This window comes from Pseudomonas fluorescens, assembly GCF_001708445.1.
GTDB lineage: Bacteria > Pseudomonadota > Gammaproteobacteria > Pseudomonadales > Pseudomonadaceae > Aquipseudomonas > Aquipseudomonas gorinensis.
Map to the genome: position 1 here is coordinate 5,834,612 of NZ_CP015637.1, position 18,435 is coordinate 5,853,046.

An 18,435-nucleotide genomic window follows, 5' to 3' on the forward strand; every position below is an offset into this window, starting at 1 on the left:
GGAGCTCGGAGTTTTGCTGAATCTCAAGACTGCATTACTGCTCGGCGCGCTGTTGTTTTGCACCAGTGGCGCACTGCAAGCTGCGGCCACTGCGCCTGAAGCCGAAGCGCCGGCCAAGCCGGAGTTGCTGGTCGAAGGCGGATTGCTCGGCGCCATCAGCTCCAGCATGGATGATGTGCAGCAGAAGCTCGATCTCAACCAGAACCTGATAGATGCGTGGCGGTTGCGTGCCGACCGGGCCGCGGATGAAGTCGGGCGCCTGGTGAACCAGACGGCGCAGCGTTCGCCGTGGAGCGTGGCCGGGGATTTCCTGTTGCTGTCCGGGGTGTGGATCGGCGCCTTCGCGTTGTTGACGCTGCTTGGGCGTTTTATCCTGCGGCGCCTTGGGCGGCGCACGTTCTTTGAGCAGCGTGGGCGGCTGCGTGCGGTGCTCGGGTATGTGCTGCCCTATACGATTCCCGCGCTGATCTGCCTGCCGCTGACCCTCTACTTCAGCCACTTCCTACCCACCTCGATAGGCCGCGCGCTGGCGCTGTGTTTTGCCTACGCCACCAGTAGCGGCATCTTCTCCACCTCCATGCTGCTGTGCGTCATCGTCATGTTCAACGTCGGCCACAAGCGCCCGGCGGTGCAGATTATTCGCGACTACTGCCCCAAGCCGCTGTTCCTGATTGGCTTTCTCGCCGCCCTCAGCGACGCCCTGACCAGCCCGCAAATCGCCCGTCAGTTGGGCGGCAATATCACCAGCAGTATTGCGGTGTTGACCGGCTTGTTGGCGGCAGTGATTTTCGCTGTGCTGGTGATACGCCTGCGGCGCCCGGTCGCGCATCTGATCCGCAATCGGCCCCTGGCCCAGCGTCTGAAGCATCCCGCGTTGCAGCAGTCGCTACGGGTGTTTTCCGGGCTGTGGTACTGGCCGATCCTGTTGATGGTGTTGGTCTCAGCGATCAACCTGATCGGTGCCGGCGACGACAATCAAAAAGCCCTGCGTTGCGCGCTGTTTACCACGATCCTGCTGATCGGCACGGTATTCCTCAGCACCGTGCTGCAACACCTGTTCAAATCCCGTAGCCAGGTGGCGATCCAGCGCAGCAGCGCCTACAAGGAGCGCTTCCTCAGCCTGTTGCACGCGATCTTGCGCATCATCATGGCCATCGCGTTTATCGAAATCCTCGGGCGTATCTGGGGTGTGTCGCTGTTCGAATTTGCCCAGCGCAACTCGGTGGGGCGCGCCATCAGTGATTCCCTGAGCAGCATCGGCCTGATCCTGCTGATGACCTGGCTGTTCTGGGTGGTGCTCGACACGGCGATCCAGGAAGCCTTGAAACCGCCGCTAAACAAACGCTCCAGCCGCCAGCCCAGTACGCGGGTGAAAACCATCCTGCCCCTGCTGCGCAATGCGGTGAAAATCATATTGGTGGTGATCTGCGCGATCACCACCATGGCTAACCTCGGTATCAACGTCGCGCCGCTGCTGGCGGGGGCCGGGGTGGTGGGGCTGGCGATTGGTTTTGGCTCGCAGCAACTGGTGCAGGATGTGATCACCGGCCTGTTCATCATCATCGAAGACACCCTGTCGATTGGCGATTGGGTGGTGCTCGACTCCGGTCACGCGGGCACTGTCGAGGGCCTGACCATCCGTACTCTGCGCCTGCGCGACGGCAAGGGTTTCGTGCACTCGGTGCCGTTCGGGCAGATCAAGGCGGTCACCAACCAATCGCGGCAATTTGCCTATGCGTTCTTCTCCGTGCAGTTCACCTACGACACCGATGTGGATAAGGCCGTGGAGCTGATCCGCGAAGCCGGGCAGTCGATCCGGGATGACGTGTTCCTCAAGTACAACCTGCAAGGGCCGCTGGAGGTGTTCGGCGTCGACAAGATGGACCTCAACGGCGTGGTGCTCACGGCGCAGTTCCGTACCGTGTCGGGCGGGCAATATGCGGTGAGCCGTGCGTTCAACCAGCGTTTGAAAAAGCTTGTGGATAACTGTGATGAGGTGCACTTCGCGCAAACTTATCCACAGCAGGTTTTGCTGCCGAAGCGTACATCCCAGGTGGATGAGCCGGATGAAGAGGTGCCGGCGTCGGTGGTGTTGACGGAGCAGCCTAGGTCTCAATGAGGGAGGACTGTTCTGGCCTCATCGGGGGCAAGCCCCCTCCCACATTTGATTGTGTTCACAGATCAAGCTGGGGGAGGGGCCTTCAAAGTCACTATGACTCAATGCCTGATCAACTTCTCCAGCACCGCCTGCTGATCCACCTCCAACAACACCTGCTGCTTGCCGGCGACCATCACCGCCGCTGGCAACCCGTCCCGGTACACAAGCCGATTCCCACTCACCGCCGGCACCTTGCTGCCCGGCAACAGCGTGCCCACCAGGTTCAACGGGTCGGCGCCGCACACTGCGATCAAGCTACCGTCATGGGGCCGCCGCCGCACTTCGCGCAGTAACGGGATCGCCTCCGGCAAGGCAAACTGTTCCCCGGCCAAGCCACTGACAAACCGTCCGCCGCGAATCTCACCCCGCGCCTCGAGCCGATGGAACGTGCGCAGCAATTCGCGCCAGCTCGGCAACCAATCCGCCTCGCGCTCCAGCAATCGCCAGAACACCACGCCATAACGCCGCAGCAGGGTCATCGCCACATGTTCCAGCGTCTCGGCGGAGTGCGGTGCGGCCGCTTCCGGCGGGCGCCGAATCAGCGCCCAACGCCCGGCATCGTCCATCCCGCCAACCAATGCGCCGCGCCCACGTCGGCTGCTGCGCGCCTGGCGTTTACTGGCGGGCGTGGTCAGCGCGCGCAGCCCGGCAAAACTGTCGGCATTGACCAGGCCGGCGCCGACCAATTCCTGTAGGGCGCCTTCCAGTTCGCTGCGCAGCAGATGGGCTTCGTGCACCAGTTCGTCGAAAAACAGCGCGCCGTGTTCGCGCAGGGCCAAGTGGACTTTTTGTGCCTTGGGCGACAACGTCGTGCTGTCCGTCTGTTCGGTCAGCCCGCTCCATAGCGGTACCTGGCTGCGCGGCAACAGCACTACCGGGGTGCTGCGCAACGCCATGGCGCCGGGTTTATTGCTCAGGCGTATCCACACCAGCCTGCCGCTGCGGCAGAGGTCATCGAGCCAGGTGGGAGTGTAATCCTTGATCCGCGCACTGAGCAGGTCACTGTCCCAGGCCGAGGCGGCCGCCGCGTAGCCTTCGAACTGCCCGACAATCTGGGGCAACACTGCGCAGCCCTGGCCGCGGGTGCTGTCGGACAGGTGCTGCCAATCGAACAGAAAGCGCATGAAATCCTGCAACGCCACCGGCTCTATTTCCCGGCGCAGGCGCTTGACCGTGTAGCGATGAATCCGCGCGAGCAAGTGCCGTTCGCACCATTGTTCTTCGCCGATGCCGGGACTGAAGTGCCCGCGCAGCACGTAGCCTTCTTGCTCCAGGCGTGCGAGGGCCTGGGCGATGTCGGCCACCGGCAGGCCGAGGGGCGCGGCAATTTCGATCAGCGTCAGCGGGCCGAAGCCAGCCAGGCGCGCACGCAGCAATTCCACCAGCGCGTCATCGTGAGTCCAGGGCTCATCGAACCCTGGTAGCAGCGGCAGGTGGTTGGGATAAATCGTCTGCACGCAACTCAAGCGCTCCACGGCCACCCAAAGACCGTTCGACAAACAATAAGCGCGGCCACCCTTGGCCAAGGCATGCAGCCACTGCGCCCACTGTGGCGTGACTTCGTGGCTGGCGATGCACGCCAGGCTCATCAACGCCTCATGCATTTCATCCAGGCCCTGGGGCGCCGGCCAGGCTTCTTCGCGCACGCCGGCGATGGCCTGCGCGTCCAGCGCACCGAGGTCGTCGGTGCTTTGCGGGTCGCTCCAGCGCCGGTTGAGTACGGCCTGGGTGCGGCGTTCTTCCAGCGGGGCATCGTCGAGAAAGGTGTAAGGGCGCGCGTTGAGAATTTCGGCGGCCATGGGCGAGGGCGCCGGCAAGTCGCGGCTGATCAACCGCACTTCGCCGCGCTCCATGCGCCGCAACAGGGCCAGCCAGGCGTCGCTGTCCATGGCTTCGTGCAGGCAGTCATCGAGGGTCTGTTCCACCAGCGGATGCTCAGGCACTTCGCGTTCGCCTGCGAGGTTTTCCAGGCAGGCGATCTGGTCGGGAAACACGCAGGCGATCAGGTCTTCGCTTTTCATGCGCTGGATCTGGGGGGCCACCTTGCGCCCCCCGGTATAACGCGGCAACGCCAAGGCCACGCCGGCGTTCCAGCGCCAGCGCACACCGAACAGCGGCGCATCAAGCACGGCCTGGATCAGCAGGTGTTCGGCGCTGTGGCTGTTCAAATAGCGCCAGACGTCGTCCAGCTCGAAACTGTGGCTGGTGGACAGCGACAGCACAATCGCATTCTCGCTGGCCGCCGCCTGCAGTTCGAAGTTGAAGGTGCGGCAAAAACGCTTGCGCAAGGCCAGGCCCCAGGCACGGTTGACGCGGCTGCCGAACGGTGTGTGGATGATCAACTGGGTACCGCCGGACTCGTCGAAAAAGCGCTCCATGATCAACGTGTCCTGGGACGGCAATGCGCTCAGGGCCAGGCGTGCGCGCGCCAGATAATCGAGGATTTGTTCGGCGCTGGCGCGGTTCAGGCCGAGGGTGACGGTCAGCCAGTCGTGTGCACCTTGCAGGTCGCCGGGGGTAGCGCTGAGCAGCGTGTCCAATTGCCCCTGCAAGCGCGCCACCGCGGCGGATAATTCGTTGCTGCGCCCCGGTGCCTCGCCCAGCCAGAACGGAATGCTTGGCGGCTGGCCGTGGGCGTCTTCGACCCGCACCTTGCCGGCCTCGACGCGCAGGATGCGGTAGGACGTATTCCCGAGCTGGAAGATATCCCCAGCGATACTTTCCACCGCGAAGTCTTCGTTGACGCTGCCGATATTCAGGCCCTGGGGTTCGAGCAACACGCTGTAGTCGGCGTTGTCGGGGATGGTGCCGCCGCTGGTCACTGCGGTGAGTCTGGCGCCCCGGCGGCCGCGCAAGGTGCGCGTCAAGGCGTCGCGGTGCAGGTAGGCGCTGCGAATGCCCTGGCGACCGTTGTAGCCCTCGCTGAGCATCTGCAACAGCGCCTGGTAATGGTGCTCATCCAGCGCGGCGTAGGGCGCGGCGCGGTGGATCAGGTCGAGCAGGGCCTGTTCCGACCATTCCTGGGCGCTGACTTCGGCGATGATCTGCTGGGCCAGTACGTCCAGCGGCGCAATCGGGATATGCAAGGTGTCGAGTTCGCCCCGGCGCACGCAGTCGAGCAGCGCGGCGCATTCGATCAGGTCGTCGCGGGTGGTGGCGAACAGGCGCCCCTTGGGCGTGCCGCCAACCTGGTGCCCGGAGCGGCCAACGCGTTGCAGAAACCCGTTGATGGAACCCGGCGAGCCGATCTGGCACACCAGGTCGACATCGCCGATATCAATCCCCAGCTCCAGGGACGCGGTGGCGATCAGTACTTGCAGGGTGCCGGCCTTGAGGCGTTGCTCGGCGTCCAGGCGCAGCTCCTTGGCCAGGCTGCCGTGGTGGGCGGCCACTGCGCTCTTGCCCAGGCGCTCGCTCAAGTGCCGGGCCAGGCGTTCGGCCAGGCGCCGGGTGTTGACGAAAATCAGCGTGGTGCGGTGTTCACGGGCCAGGGCGGCGAGGCGGTCGTAGACCAGCTCCCACACATCGTTGGCCATCACCGCCGACAGTGGCACCGGCGGCACTTCGATATCCAGGTCGCGGGGGCGGGCGTGGCCGATATCGACGATGTCGCACAGGCGCTCGCTGCCCACCAGAAAGCGCGACACGGCCTCGATGGGCTTTTGCGTGGCGGACAGGCCAATGCGGGTCAGCGGCTCGGCGCACAAGCCTTGCAGGCGCTCCAGGCTCAAGGCCAGGTGGCTACCGCGCTTGCCGGCGGCGATGGCGTGGATTTCATCGACAATCACCGTGCGCGTGCTGGCGAGCATCTGCCGGCCGGAGTCCGAGCCCAGCAGCACATACAGCGATTCCGGTGTCGTCACCAGGATATGCGGCGGGCGCTTGCGCATCAGTGCGCGGTCTTTTTGCGGGGTGTCGCCGGTGCGCACGGCGGTGCGGATCGCCAGCGGTGGCAAGCCCAGGCGCTGCAGATGGTCGGTGATCCCGGCCAGCGGATTTTGCAGGTTGATCTGGATATCGTTGGACAGCGCCTTGAGCGGCGACACGTACACCACCAGGGTTTCATCCGGCAATTGCCCGCCGTTGGCCAGGCCTTGGTGCACCAGGTCATCCAGTACGGCCAGGAAGGCGGTCAGCGTCTTGCCGGAACCGGTGGGCGCGGCGATCAGCGTCGAGCGGCGCTGGCGGATTAACGGCCACGCCTCGGCCTGGGCCTGGGTCACCGAGGGAAAAGTACTACGGAACCAGGCGCTGACGGCGGGGTGGAAACCGTTCAATACCGTGTCCGTTGATTCAGGAAGGTTCATAAAACAATCCTACCTCATTGGGGCCGCCGCGCAGCCCAACGCGGGGCAAGCCTGCTCACCGCCGTCCAACAACGTGCAACCCCGCACTTTATAAGTGACGGTTGCGCTACAAACCCGCAAAATGCAACGATTCTGGCAACTACCCACAGCATCGCTCACAAGGCGGCTGACAATAACCATCGTTCCAAACAGACCGGGCCTGCTCAATCTATGCGAATGCGCCTTATGTTACTGGGCGGCGGGAATGCCCTCGGGCAGGCGCTGATTCGCCTCGGTGCAGAGGAAGACATCGGTTTCCTCGCACCCAAACCGCCCCAAGACGGCTGGGATGCCGCAAGCCTCACCCAATTGCTCGACGACACCCGTCCCGATGCGTTGATCAACCTCGCCTACTATTTCGATTGGTTCCAGGCAGAGGCGGTCAGCGAAACCCGCCTGGCGTCCCAGGAGTATGCGATCGAACGTCTGGCCGAACTGTGCCAGCACCACACCATTACCCTGCTGCAACCGTCCAGCTACCGCGTGTTCGATGGCTCCCGCGCCACCGCCTACAGCGAAAAAGACGAACCGGTGCCCCTGGGCCTGCGTGGCCAGGCGTTGTGGCGGATCGAACAAAGTGTGCGCGCCACTTGCCCGCAACACGTACTGCTACGGTTCGGCTGGCTGCTGGACGACAGCGTCGACGGCACCCTCGGGCGTTTTCTGGCCCGTGCGGAGAAAGCGGAGGAATTGCTGATGGCAGACGACCGGCGCGGCAATCCGACCCCGGTGGACGATGCCGCGCGGGTGATCCTTTCGGTGCTCAAGCAACTCGATTGCGCGGCGCCGCTATGGGGCACCTATCACTATGCCGGCCACGAGGCGACGACCCCGTTGGCGCTGGGCCAGGCGATTCTTACCGAAGCGCGTCACTTTCATCCGCTGGCGATCGAATCGCCCACCGCCCAGGCTCATGCGGCACGGCCGGATGCGGGCGACGAACCGCAACATGCGGTGCTGGCCTGCAAGAAAATCCTGCATACCTTTGGCATCAAGCCACGGGCGTGGCGGGCCGGGTTACCGGCGTTGCTGGACCGGTTCTACCGCCGCGGCTGAAACCACACAAAGCAAAAATGTGGGAGGGGGCTTGCCCCCGATAACACGGTGTCAGTCAACCGATTCATTGACTGATCCATGAAGTGCGCCCCAAAAGCTGGACAGCTGTTGGTTAGGCTACAGCGGACCGGGTCCTGTACGCTACAGGGCTCAGTCGTAGTGAAACGATGCATCGCCGATGGTAGTGTGGGGTTTCCCCATGTGAGAGTAGGTCATCGTCAAGATTAAATTCCGAAACCCCATTTGCGAAAGCAGATGGGGTTTTGTTTTGGGCGGTCGAAAAGCGTTGAATGGTTTATCGCTGCTCCCTTCAGTTCAGTCCTGTGTCCGGCCTTTCTATGCAATGACCTTACGCATGGCTATCATGCGTGCCTCATTGTGAGGCGATACTTGCATGCTGACGTTGTTGAAACTACTGAAAGATGGTCGATTCCATTCTGGAGAGGCGCTAGGTGCTGCCCTTGGTATCAGCCGCAGCGCTGTGTGGAAGCAGCTCCAGCATCTCGAGGCCGAGTTAAATCTACCTATTCATAAAGTCCGCGGTCGTGGGTATCAGTTGGCTTCGCCTTTGGTATTTTTGAATGCTGAAGATATCGTTCTGCATGCGGCCTCTTTGCCTTGGCCTGTCCATATTTTCGATTCCATTGACTCTACGAATGCTGAGGCCTTGCGCCTTGTTGAGGCGAACTGCGCGGCACCTTTTATAGTGCTTGCGGAGCAGCAAACAGCAGGTAGGGGAAGGCGAGGTCGTAAGTGGGTTAGTCCGTTTGCGCAAAATATTTATTACAGTGTTGTGTTGCGTATTGAAGGTGGTCTGCGGCAGTTGGAGGGGCTGAGTCTCGTTGTAGGGTTGGCGGTCATGCAGGCTTTGCGTGACGCTGGCGTACAGGGCGCAGCCTTGAAGTGGCCGAATGACGTCTTGGTTGGACAGAAAAAAATTGCCGGCATCTTGCTCGAGTTGGTGGGGGATCCTGCTGATATCTGTCACGTCGTCCTGGGGATAGGCATCAATGTGAATATGCAGAAGGCCGTTGATGTCGATCAGCAATGGACTTCGGTGCAGCTCGAAACGGGTATTCCGATTAATCGTAATTATCTGGTGGCTCAACTGAGTCTGAGGCTGCAAGGCTATTTGCATAAACATATGACTCTTGGTTTTGCTGGGCTCCAGGAGGAGTGGGAGCAGAATCATGCGTGGCAAGGAAGAGCTGTGTCGCTGATCGCCGGTGTCAATCGAATCGAAGGCGTGGTATTAGGCGTCGACCACCAGGGTGCGTTGCGTTTGAGTGTTGATGGCGCTGAGAAAATCTATAGCGGTGGTGAGCTAAGCCTGAGGTTGCGTGATGATTCTTGAACTCGACTGTGGGAATAGCTTTATCAAGTGGCGCGTACTTGATGTGAATAAGGTGGGTGCCTCTGCAGAGGGGGTTGTTGGTTCGGATGTCGCGTTGATTGAGACGCTGGAAGCGCTTCCAGGGTTGTTGCTGACACGCTGTCGAATGGTGAGTGTACGGGCCCCAGAGGAAACCAATAAGCTGATAGCGGCGCTGGAGGAGGCATTCGGCGTTACCGTATGCTGCGCTGTTTCTTCGCGAGAGATGGCTGGAGTGCGCAATGGTTACGAAGATTTCGAGCGTCTCGGGCTTGATCGTTGGTTGGCTATGCTGGGGGGATTCAAATTAGCAGCTGGCCCTTGCCTGGTTCTGGACTTTGGTACTGCGGCTACCGCAGATTTTATCGCTGCGGATGGTGAGCATCTAGGTGGTTTCATTTGCCCGGGCATGCCGCTCATGCGCAACCAGTTGCGTACCCATACCCGCAAGATACGTTACGACGATGCGGCAGCTGAGAGGGCGCTTGAGCGGCTCTCTCCAGGGCGCACGACCGTAGAGGCGGTTGAGCGTGGCTGTACGTTGATGATCAGAGGGTTTGTGCTGACGCAGTTGGAGTTGGCTCGAGCTTATTGGGGTGATGATTTCACTGTGTTTCTCACTGGGGGGGATGCCGACCTGGTCTGGGATGCCGTGCCGCAGGCTCGACTCGTTCCGGACCTGGTGTTTGTCGGCCTTGCAATGGCATGTCCTTTATCCTGAGGTGTTTATGCGTTGGCTGTTTTTGCTATTGCTCGTACTCAATGCTTTCTATTACGTCTGGCATCAGCAGGAGGCTCCTTTGCGCGCAAAGGATGTCACGCCTTTGAGTCTCTACCGAGGCTCGCAGCAAGATATTCGACTACTGAGTGAGTCCGCTGATGCGATGGTCCGGCGTGACCGGGCAAAGACGCCGGATGCACAAAATACCTGTTTATACATAGGCGGTTTTTCTGATCTGCATCAGGCTCAGACTCTCGAGCAGCGTCTGACGAGTCTGGATATAAAGGTCAAGGTTCAATTGTTGAGCGCTTCTGACGCCTCAGGCTATTGGCTTCGGGTGGCCCCTGAGAGTCGTCGCCTGGCTGACGATCTGCCGTTTGAAAACCTTGCTAAGGAATTCAATGAGTTAAAACATAAAATAATGCTGTGCGAAGGCATTGCAACTAGCGAATAGTTTGCATAGAATGGCGCCCGCTTCGCAGTGAAGACCTTTTAGGTCAACAGGGTGAAGCGAACGTCAACGCAGCTAACCTCATATTTTTACTGAGAAAATGCTTGACAGAAGGTCGGCGTAATGTAAAATGCCGGCTCGCTTAGGAGGGGTTCCCGAGCGGCCAAAGGGATCAGACTGTAAATCTGACGTCTACGACTTCGAAGGTTCGAATCCTTCCCCCTCCACCATTTTTAGCGTGAGCTGCAAGCTCCGCGGGTATAGTTTAGTGGTAGAACCTCAGCCTTCCAAGCTGATGATGCGGGTTCGATTCCCGCTACCCGCTCCAAGTTTGCAGGTTGTGCAAGGTGTTTCGCTCTTGTAGCTCAGTTGGTAGAGCACACCCTTGGTAAGGGTGAGGTCAGCGGTTCAAATCCGCTCAAGAGCTCCATATAACAAGGCAGATATGAAAATATCTGCCTTTGTTTTAATGGCTGCCTCGGCTTGATGGCGTCTGGCCTGACCTGGTTTGGTTTTCTTGGTCATTTCAAGTCTCTTGGGGTTGGTTGTTGTAAAGTCTTTTTCAGGCCTGCATAATGGTCGGCCTGATTTTGTTTTAGGTCAGTAGCTCAATTGGCAGAGCGACGGTCTCCAAAACCGTAGGTTGGGGGTTCGATTCCCTCCTGACCTGCCAGATTCACGTGGTGTGTCTGGCTTTCTTTTCACAGGATCTTCATAGATGACTCCTAAGGCTGAAGCTCAAAGCTCTCGTTTCGATCTGGTCAAGTGGCTTGCTGTGGTCGCATTGGTGGTCGTAGGCGTTGTTGGCAATCAGTACTATTCTGCTTCGCCGATCCTGTACCGCGTACTCGCTTTGCTCGCCCTTGCTGCTGTAGCTGCCTTTGTAGGCCTGCAGACTGCCAAAGGCAAGTCTTTCGCGGTCCTGGTAAAGGAAGCTCGCACCGAAATTCGTAAAGTCGTTTGGCCGACTCGCCAAGAAACCACGCAGACCACGTTGATTGTTGTGGCTGTTGTTCTGGTTATGGCGTTGCTGTTGTGGGGGCTTGATTCCCTGCTCGGCTGGCTTGTTTCCTTGATTGTTGGCTAAGGGTGTCCCGTGGCTAAGCGTTGGTACGTTGTGCATGCTTACTCGGGTTACGAGAAGCATGTTATGCGCTCTTTGCTGGAGCGCGTAAAGCTGGCAGGCATGGAAGATGGCTTCGGCGAAATTCTGGTTCCCACTGAAGAAGTGGTTGAAATGCGGAATGGCCAGAAGCGCAAGAGTGAGCGCAAGTTCTTCCCTGGCTACGTGCTGGTTCAGATGGACATGAATGAAGGTACTTGGCACTTGGTCAAGGATACCCCTCGTGTCATGGGCTTTATTGGTGGTACTGCTGATAAGCCTGCTCCGATCACCGACAAAGAGGCAGAAGCGATTCTGCGTCGTGTTGCTGACGGTAGCGACAAGCCCAAGCCGAAGACATTGTTCGAGCCGGGCGAGGTTGTTCGTGTCACCGATGGTCCGTTTGCTGATTTCAACGGTACTGTCGAAGAAGTTAACTACGAAAAGAGCCGGATCCAAGTGGCGGTGCTCATTTTCGGACGCTCTACTCCGGTAGAGTTGGAGTTCAGTCAGGTCGAAAAGGTCTAGCTGAGCAATCATCCCAACCCCGCAGCCTAGGCTGTGGGGTTTTGTCGTCACTGGGATAAACGCGCAAGTAACCGGGGAGCCTTTCGAGGCGTTCGAACCCGTAATTGGAGTGCCTCATGGCCAAGAAGATTACCGCTTACATCAAGCTGCAAGTGAAGGCCGCTCAGGCCAACCCTAGCCCACCCGTCGGTCCTGCTCTGGGTCAGCACGGCGTGAACATCATGGAATTCTGCAAGGCCTTCAACGCCCGTACTCAGGGTCTTGAGCCAGGTCTGCCGACTCCAGTGATCATCACTGTATACAGCGACCGTAGCTTCACCTTCGAAACCAAGTCGACCCCGGCTTCGGTTCTGTTGAAGAAAGCTGCTGGTCTGACTAGCGGTTCCGCTCGTCCGAACACCGTTAAGGTTGGCACCGTGACTCGTGCTCAGCTGGAAGAAATCGCGAAAACCAAAAACGCGGATCTGACAGCAGCTGATATGGATGCAGCCGTGCGTACCATCGCCGGTTCTGCTCGTAGCATGGGCCTTAACGTGGAGGGTGTGTAATGGCTAAGCTGACCAAACGCCAAAAGGCTATCGCCGGCAAAATCGAAGCAGGCAAGGCCTACAACTTTGTAGACGCTGCTGCCCTGCTGACCGAGCTGTCGACTGTAAAGTTCAGCGAGTCTGTTGACGTTGCTGTGAACCTGGGTGTTGACCCACGTAAATCCGACCAGGTCGTTCGTAGCGCAACTGTGCTGCCGCACGGTACTGGCAAGACTGTACGTGTAGCTGTCTTCACCCAAGGTCCGGCAGCTGAAGCTGCTCTGGCCGCTGGTGCCGATCGCGTTGGCATGGATGACCTGGCCGCCGAAATGAAAGGCGGCGACCTGAACTATGACGTCGTTATTGCCTCCCCGGATGCAATGCGCGTTGTAGGTCAGCTGGGTCAGATCCTCGGTCCACGTGGTCTGATGCCTAACCCTAAAGTCGGCACTGTAACGCCAGACGTAGCTACTGCGGTTAAAAACGCCAAGGCTGGTCAGGTTCGTTATCGCACCGACAAAAACGGCATCATTCACACCTCCGTTGGCAAAGTCGGTTTTGATGCCGTCAAGCTGAAGGAAAACGTTGAAGCCCTGATCGCTGATCTGAAGCGTATCAAGCCAGCTTCTTCGAAAGGTATCTACGTCAAGCGCGTTACCCTGAGCACAACTATGGGCCCAGGTCTGGTCATCGACCAAGGCTCGCTGGACGTATAAGACATAAATTGGCACGAGAGATCGTGCCAATTGAAAAATTGGGGTCCCTGCCTGGCGGGGGCTATCCAAGACCGTAGGCGACGCAAGTCTTAAACCTCAAGCCTACGCAGATGGTGCTCCCGGTTCCTTACCGAATCAGACACCAAAACGACATCCGGCTCCGGCCAGATGAAACGGTAACAAGCAGGAGTTAAACCCGTGGCAATTAATCTCGAAGACAAGAAGGCCATCGTCGCTGAAGTCAACGAGGCTGCCAAAGCTGCTCTGTCCGCTGTCGTGGCTGATGCCCGTGGTGTGACAGTAGGCGCTATGACCGGACTCCGTAAAGAGGCTCGTGAAGCTGGCGTATACGTACGTGTTGTACGTAACACCCTGCTCAAGCGCGCAGTTGCTGACACTGAATACAGTGTTCTCAACGACGTGTTCACCGGCCCGACTCTGATTGCGTTCTCCAAAGAGCATCCAGGCGCTGCTGCCCGTTTGTTCAAAGAGTTCGCCAAGAGTCAGGAAAAGTTCGAGATCAAGGCAGCTGCGTTCGAGGGCAAGTTCCTCGCAGCTAACCAAATCGACGTACTGGCAACACTGCCGACCCGCAACGAAGCTATTTCGCAGTTGATGAGCGTGATTCAAGGCGCCACCAGCAAGCTGGCTCGTACTCTGGCTGCAGTTCGCGAGCAAAAAGAAGCTGCCGCAGCCTAAGGCTGAGCATTTTCTCTCGCGTATTTTTGTTTATTTCGATGGCCGCGTAGGCCGTCCCCCAATTCAGGAAATACAGTAATGTCTATCTCCCAAGAAGATATCCTCAACGCCGTAGCTGAAATGTCGGTTCTGCAGGTTGTTGAGCTGATCAAAGCTTTCGAAGAAAAATTCGGCGTTTCCGCAGCTGCTGCTTCCGCTGGTCCAGCTGTTGCTGCTGTCGCTGCTGAAGAGCAAACCGAATTCAACGTCATGCTGCTGGAAGCTGGCGAGAAGAAAGTAAACGTGATCAAGGCAGTTCGTGAACTGACCGGTCTGGGCCTGAAAGAAGCCAAGGCTGTAGTTGACGGCGCTCCTGCAATGGTTCTGGAAGCTGTTGCTAAAGACGCAGCTGACAAAGCCAAAGCAGCACTGGAAGAAGCAGGCGCTAAAGTCGAGCTGAAGTAAGCATCGACCTTGCGTCTCCAGCCCAAGCGTTAAGCTGAAGGCTGATGGCTGGTGGCTCTTGCCACCGGCCTTTTTCCGTTCTTGGCTGTCGACTCGGTCGCCGCCATTAACGCGCTGTAGCCACCCGAAGCGGTGGTGCAAACCATGGGGTTTGCAAGATTTTCTGGCTGCTCCCGTCGGGAGGGGCCAAACAAGCAGGTGACCAAGCTGGGGAACGCTGATGGCTTACTCATATACTGAGAAAAAACGTATCCGCAAGGACTTTAGCAAGTTGCCGGACGTCATGGATGTCCCGTACCTTCTGGCTATCCAGCTGGATTCGTATCGTGAATTCTTGCAGGCGGGAGCGACCAAAGATCAGTTCCGCGACGTGGGCCTGCATGCGGCCTTCAAATCCGTTTTCCCGATCATCAGCTACTCCGGCAATGCTGCGCTGGAGTACGTGGGTTATCGCCTGGGCGAACCGGCATTTGATGTCAAAGAATGCGTGTTGCGCGGTGTTACGTACGCCGTACCTTTGCGGGTAAAAGTCCGTCTGATCATTTTCGACAAAGAATCGTCGAACAAAGCGATCAAGGACATCAAAGAGCAAGAAGTCTACATGGGCGAAATCCCATTGATGACTGAAAACGGTACCTTCGTTATCAACGGTACCGAGCGTGTTATCGTTTCCCAGCTGCACCGTTCTCCGGGCGTGTTCTTCGACCACGACCGCGGCAAGACGCACAGCTCCGGCAAACTCCTGTACTCCGCGCGGATCATTCCGTACCGTGGTTCGTGGTTGGACTTCGAGTTCGACCCGAAAGACTGCGTGTTCGTGCGTATCGACCGTCGTCGCAAGCTGCCAGCCTCGGTATTGCTGCGCGCGCTTGGCTACACCACTGAGCAAGTGCTGGACGCTTTCTACACCACCAACGTATTCAGCCTGAAGGATGAAACCCTCAGCCTGGAGCTGATTGCTTCGCGTCTGCGTGGTGAAATTGCTGTTCTGGACATCCAGGATGAAAAGGGCAAGGTCATTGTTGAGGCTGGCCGTCGTATTACTGCGCGCCACATCAACCAGATCGAAAAAGCCGGTATCAAGTCGCTGGACGTGCCTTTGGACTACGTCCTGGGTCGCACGACCGCCAAGGTCATCGTTCACCCAGCCACAGGCGAGATCCTGGCTGAGTGCAACACTGAGCTGAACACCGAAATCCTGGCAAAAATCGCCAAGGCCCAGGTCGTTCGCATCGAGACTTTGTACACCAACGATATCGACTGCGGTCCGTTCGTTTCCGACACCCTGAAGATCGACTCCACCAGCAACCAATTGGAAGCGCTGGTCGAGATCTATCGCATGATGCGTCCTGGCGAGCCACCAACCAAAGACGCTGCCGAAACCCTGTTCAACAACCTGTTCTTCAGCCCTGAGCGCTATGACCTGTCTGCGGTCGGCCGGATGAAGTTCAACCGTCGTATCGGTCGCACCGAAATCGAAGGTTCGGGCGTGCTGTGCAAGGAAGACATCGTTGCGGTCCTGAAGACTCTGGTCGACATCCGCAACGGTAAGGGCATCGTTGATGACATCGACCACCTGGGTAACCGTCGTGTTCGCTGCGTAGGCGAAATGGCCGAGAACCAGTTCCGCGTTGGCCTGGTGCGTGTTGAGCGTGCGGTCAAAGAGCGTCTGTCGATGGCTGAAAGCGAAGGCCTGATGCCGCAAGACCTGATCAACGCCAAGCCAGTGGCTGCGGCGGTGAAAGAGTTCTTCGGTTCCAGCCAGCTCTCGCAGTTCATGGACCAGAACAACCCGCTCTCCGAGATCACCCACAAGCGCCGTGTTTCCGCACTGGGCCCGGGCGGTCTGACCCGTGAGCGTGCAGGTTTTGAAGTTCGTGACGTACACCCGACTCACTATGGTCGTGTATGCCCGATCGAAACGCCGGAAGGTCCGAACATCGGCCTGATCAACTCCCTGGCAGCCTATGCGCGCACCAACCAGTACGGTTTCCTTGAAAGCCCGTACCGCGTGGTGAAAGACGCCCTGGTCACCGACGAGATCGTATTCCTGTCCGCCATCGAAGAAGCTGATCACGTGATCGCTCAGGCTTCGGCCACGATGAACGACAAGAAAGTACTGATTGACGAGTTGGTAGCCGTTCGTCACTTGAACGAGTTCACCGTCAAGGCGCCGGAAGACGTCACCTTGATGGACGTATCGCCGAAGCAGGTAGTCTCGGTTGCTGCGTCGCTGATCCCGTTCCTGGAGCACGATGACGCCAACCGTGCGTTGATGGGTTCTAACATGCAGCGTCAAGCTGTACCTACACTGCGTGCCGACAAGCCGCTGGTGGGTACCGGCATGGAGCGTAACGTAGCTCGTGACTCCGGCGTTTGCGTCGTGGCTCGTCGTGGCGGCGTGATCGACTCCGTTGATGCCAGCCGTATCGTGGTTCGTGTTGCTGATGACGAAGTTGAAACTGGCGAAGCCGGTGTCGACATCTACAACCTGACCAAATACACCCGCTCGAACCAGAACACCTGCATCAACCAGCGTCCGCTGGTGCGTAAGGGTGATCGCGTTCAGCGTAGCGACATCATGGCCGACGGCCCGTCCACCGACATGGGTGAACTGGCGCTGGGCCAGAACATGCGCATTGCGTTCATGGCATGGAACGGTTTCAACTTCGAAGACTCCATCTGCCTGTCCGAGCGTGTTGTTCAAGAAGACCGCTTCACCACGATCCACATCCAGGAACTGACCTGTGTGGCGCGTGATACCAAGCTTGGGCCAGAGGAAATCACTGCAGACATCCCGAACGTGGGTGAAGCTGCACTGAACAAACTGGACGAAGCCGGTATCGTTTATGTAGGTGCTGAAGTTGGCGCGGGCGACATCCTGGTTGGTAAGGTCACTCCGAAAGGCGAGACCCAACTGACTCCGGAAGAGAAGCTGTTGCGTGCCATCTTCGGTGAAAAAGCCAGCGACGTTAAAGACACTTCCCTGCGCGTACCGACCGGTACCAAGGGTACTGTCATCGACGTACAGGTCTTCACCCGTGACGGCGTTGAGCGTGATGCTCGTGCACTGTCCATCGAGAAGACCCAGCTCGACGAGATCCGCAAGGACCTGAACGAAGAGTTTCGTATCGTTGAAGGCGCAACCTTCGAGCGTCTGCGTTCCGCCCTGGTAGGTCACAAGGCTGAAGGCGGTGCGGGCCTTAAGAAAGGTCAGGACATCACCGACGAAGTGCTCGACGGTCTTGAGCACGGCCAGTGGTTCAAACTGCGCATGGCTGAAGATGCTCTGAACGAGCAGCTCGAGAAGGCCCAGGCCTATATCGTTGATCGCCGCCGTCTGCTGGACGACAAGTTCGAAGACAAGAAGCGCAAACTGCAGCAGGGCGATGACCTGGCTCCAGGTGTGCTGAAAATCGTCAAGGTTTACCTGGCAATCCGTCGTCGCATCCAGCCGGGCGACAAGATGGCCGGTCGTCACGGTAACAAGGGTGTGGTCTCCGTGATCATGCCGGTTGAAGACATGCCGCACGATGCCAATGGCACCCCGGTCGACGTCGTCCTCAACCCGTTGGGCGTACCATCGCGTATGAACGTTGGTCAGATCCTCGAAACCCACCTGGGCCTCGCGGCTAAAGGCCTGGGTGAGAAGATCAACCGTATGATCGAAGAGCAGCGCAAGGTTGCTGACCTGCGTAAGTTCCTGCACGAGATCTACAACGAGATCGGCGGTCGCAAAGAAGAGCTGGACACTTTCTCCGACCAGGAAATCCTGGATCTGGCGAAAAACCTGCGCGGCGGCGTTCCAATGGCTACCCCGGTGTTCGATGGTGCCAAGGAAAGCGAAATCAAGGCCATGCTCAAACTGGCAGACCTGCCAGAAAGCGGCCAGATGCAGCTGTTCGACGGCCGTACCGGCAACAAGTTTGAACGCCCGGTTACTGTTGGCTACATGTACATGCTGAAGCTGAACCACTTGGTAGACGACAAGATGCACGCTCGTTCTACCGGTTCGTACAGCCTGGTTACCCAGCAGCCGCTGGGTGGTAAGGCTCAGTTCGGTGGTCAGCGTTTCGGGGAGATGGAGGTCTGGGCACTGGAGGCATACGGTGCTGCTTACACTCTGCAAGAAATGCTCACAGTGAAGTCGGACGATGTGAACGGTCGGACCAAGATGTACAAAAACATCGTGGACGGCGATCACCGTATGGAGCCGGGCATGCCCGAGTCCTTCAACGTGTTGATCAAAGAAATTCGTTCCCTCGGCATCGATATCGATCTGGAAACCGAATAACACGTGACGCGAATCGAGAGC

13 protein-coding genes and 4 tRNA genes are annotated in these 18,435 nt (G+C 58.5%); 16 read left to right on the forward strand and 1 reads right to left on the reverse strand.

What is annotated here, in order from left to right; genetic code table 11:
- Positions 1–13: 13 nt before the first annotated feature.
- A complete protein-coding gene (locus tag A7317_RS26040; RefSeq protein ID WP_069077103.1) occupies positions 14–2,119 on the forward strand; it encodes a mechanosensitive ion channel family protein in 2,106 nt (701 codons plus the stop codon).
- A gap of 98 nt (positions 2,120–2,217) precedes the next feature.
- Here the strand turns inward: A7317_RS26040 and A7317_RS26045 are convergent, their stop codons facing one another.
- A complete protein-coding gene (locus tag A7317_RS26045; protein ID WP_069077104.1) occupies positions 2,218–6,465 on the reverse strand; it encodes a DEAD/DEAH box helicase in 4,248 nt (1,415 codons plus the stop codon).
- A 210-nt stretch (positions 6,466–6,675) separates the two neighbouring features.
- On the opposite strand from A7317_RS26045, the gene A7317_RS26050 reads away from it, so the two are divergent.
- The 15 genes from A7317_RS26050 (at position 6,676) to rpoB (ending at position 18,414) form a co-directional block, all read left to right on the forward strand.
- Entirely contained in the window at positions 6,676–7,560 is an 885-nt protein-coding gene (locus tag A7317_RS26050; RefSeq protein ID WP_024077661.1) for a sugar nucleotide-binding protein, read from the forward strand.
- Between the two features lie 394 nt (positions 7,561–7,954).
- The gene (gene birA, locus A7317_RS26055) at positions 7,955–8,914 is read left to right on the forward strand and encodes a bifunctional biotin--[acetyl-CoA-carboxylase] ligase/biotin operon repressor BirA (protein ID WP_069077105.1); all 960 of its coding nucleotides are present in this window, start codon (positions 7,955–7,957) and stop codon (positions 8,912–8,914) included.
- The gene (locus A7317_RS26060) at positions 8,904–9,653 is read left to right on the forward strand and encodes a pantothenate kinase (protein ID WP_024077684.1); all 750 of its coding nucleotides are present in this window, start codon (positions 8,904–8,906) and stop codon (positions 9,651–9,653) included. Before birA ends, A7317_RS26060 begins: the two co-directional genes overlap by 11 nt.
- 7 nt (positions 9,654–9,660) lie before the next feature.
- A complete protein-coding gene (locus A7317_RS26065) occupies positions 9,661–10,107 on the forward strand; it encodes a hypothetical protein (RefSeq protein ID WP_024077683.1) in 447 nt (148 codons plus the stop codon).
- A 142-nt stretch (positions 10,108–10,249) separates the two neighbouring features.
- Positions 10,250–10,334 (forward strand) — tRNA-Tyr (locus A7317_RS26070).
- 24 nt (positions 10,335–10,358) lie between these two features.
- Positions 10,359–10,432 (forward strand) — tRNA-Gly (locus A7317_RS26075).
- 26 nt (positions 10,433–10,458) lie between these two features.
- Positions 10,459–10,534: transfer RNA gene (locus tag A7317_RS26080), tRNA-Thr, on the forward strand.
- Between the two features lie 167 nt (positions 10,535–10,701).
- Positions 10,702–10,777 (forward strand) — tRNA-Trp (locus A7317_RS26085).
- 45 nt (positions 10,778–10,822) lie between these two features.
- Entirely contained in the window at positions 10,823–11,191 is a 369-nt protein-coding gene (gene secE / locus A7317_RS26090; protein WP_003194658.1) for a preprotein translocase subunit SecE, read from the forward strand.
- Positions 11,192–11,200: 9 nt separating this feature from the next.
- Positions 11,201–11,734 (forward strand): transcription termination/antitermination protein NusG, encoded by a 534-nt coding sequence (gene nusG, locus A7317_RS26095; protein WP_003176436.1) that lies wholly within the window; start codon positions 11,201–11,203, stop codon positions 11,732–11,734.
- A 116-nt stretch (positions 11,735–11,850) separates the two neighbouring features.
- The gene (gene rplK, locus A7317_RS26100; protein WP_003176435.1) at positions 11,851–12,282 is read left to right on the forward strand and encodes a 50S ribosomal protein L11; all 432 of its coding nucleotides are present in this window, start codon (positions 11,851–11,853) and stop codon (positions 12,280–12,282) included.
- Entirely contained in the window at positions 12,282–12,977 is a 696-nt protein-coding gene (gene rplA, locus A7317_RS26105; protein WP_003232403.1) for a 50S ribosomal protein L1, read from the forward strand. The genes rplK and rplA overlap by 1 nt, the downstream gene beginning before the upstream one ends.
- A gap of 198 nt (positions 12,978–13,175) precedes the next feature.
- A complete protein-coding gene (gene rplJ, locus A7317_RS26110) occupies positions 13,176–13,676 on the forward strand; it encodes a 50S ribosomal protein L10 (protein ID WP_024077682.1) in 501 nt (166 codons plus the stop codon).
- 78 nt (positions 13,677–13,754) lie between these two features.
- Positions 13,755–14,120, forward strand: coding sequence for a 50S ribosomal protein L7/L12 (gene rplL, locus A7317_RS26115; RefSeq protein ID WP_024077681.1), 366 nt, complete (start codon positions 13,755–13,757; stop codon positions 14,118–14,120).
- Between the two features lie 220 nt (positions 14,121–14,340).
- The gene (rpoB, locus tag A7317_RS26120; protein ID WP_024077680.1) at positions 14,341–18,414 is read left to right on the forward strand and encodes a DNA-directed RNA polymerase subunit beta; all 4,074 of its coding nucleotides are present in this window, start codon (positions 14,341–14,343) and stop codon (positions 18,412–18,414) included.
- The last annotated feature ends 21 nt before the right edge of the window (positions 18,415–18,435 follow it).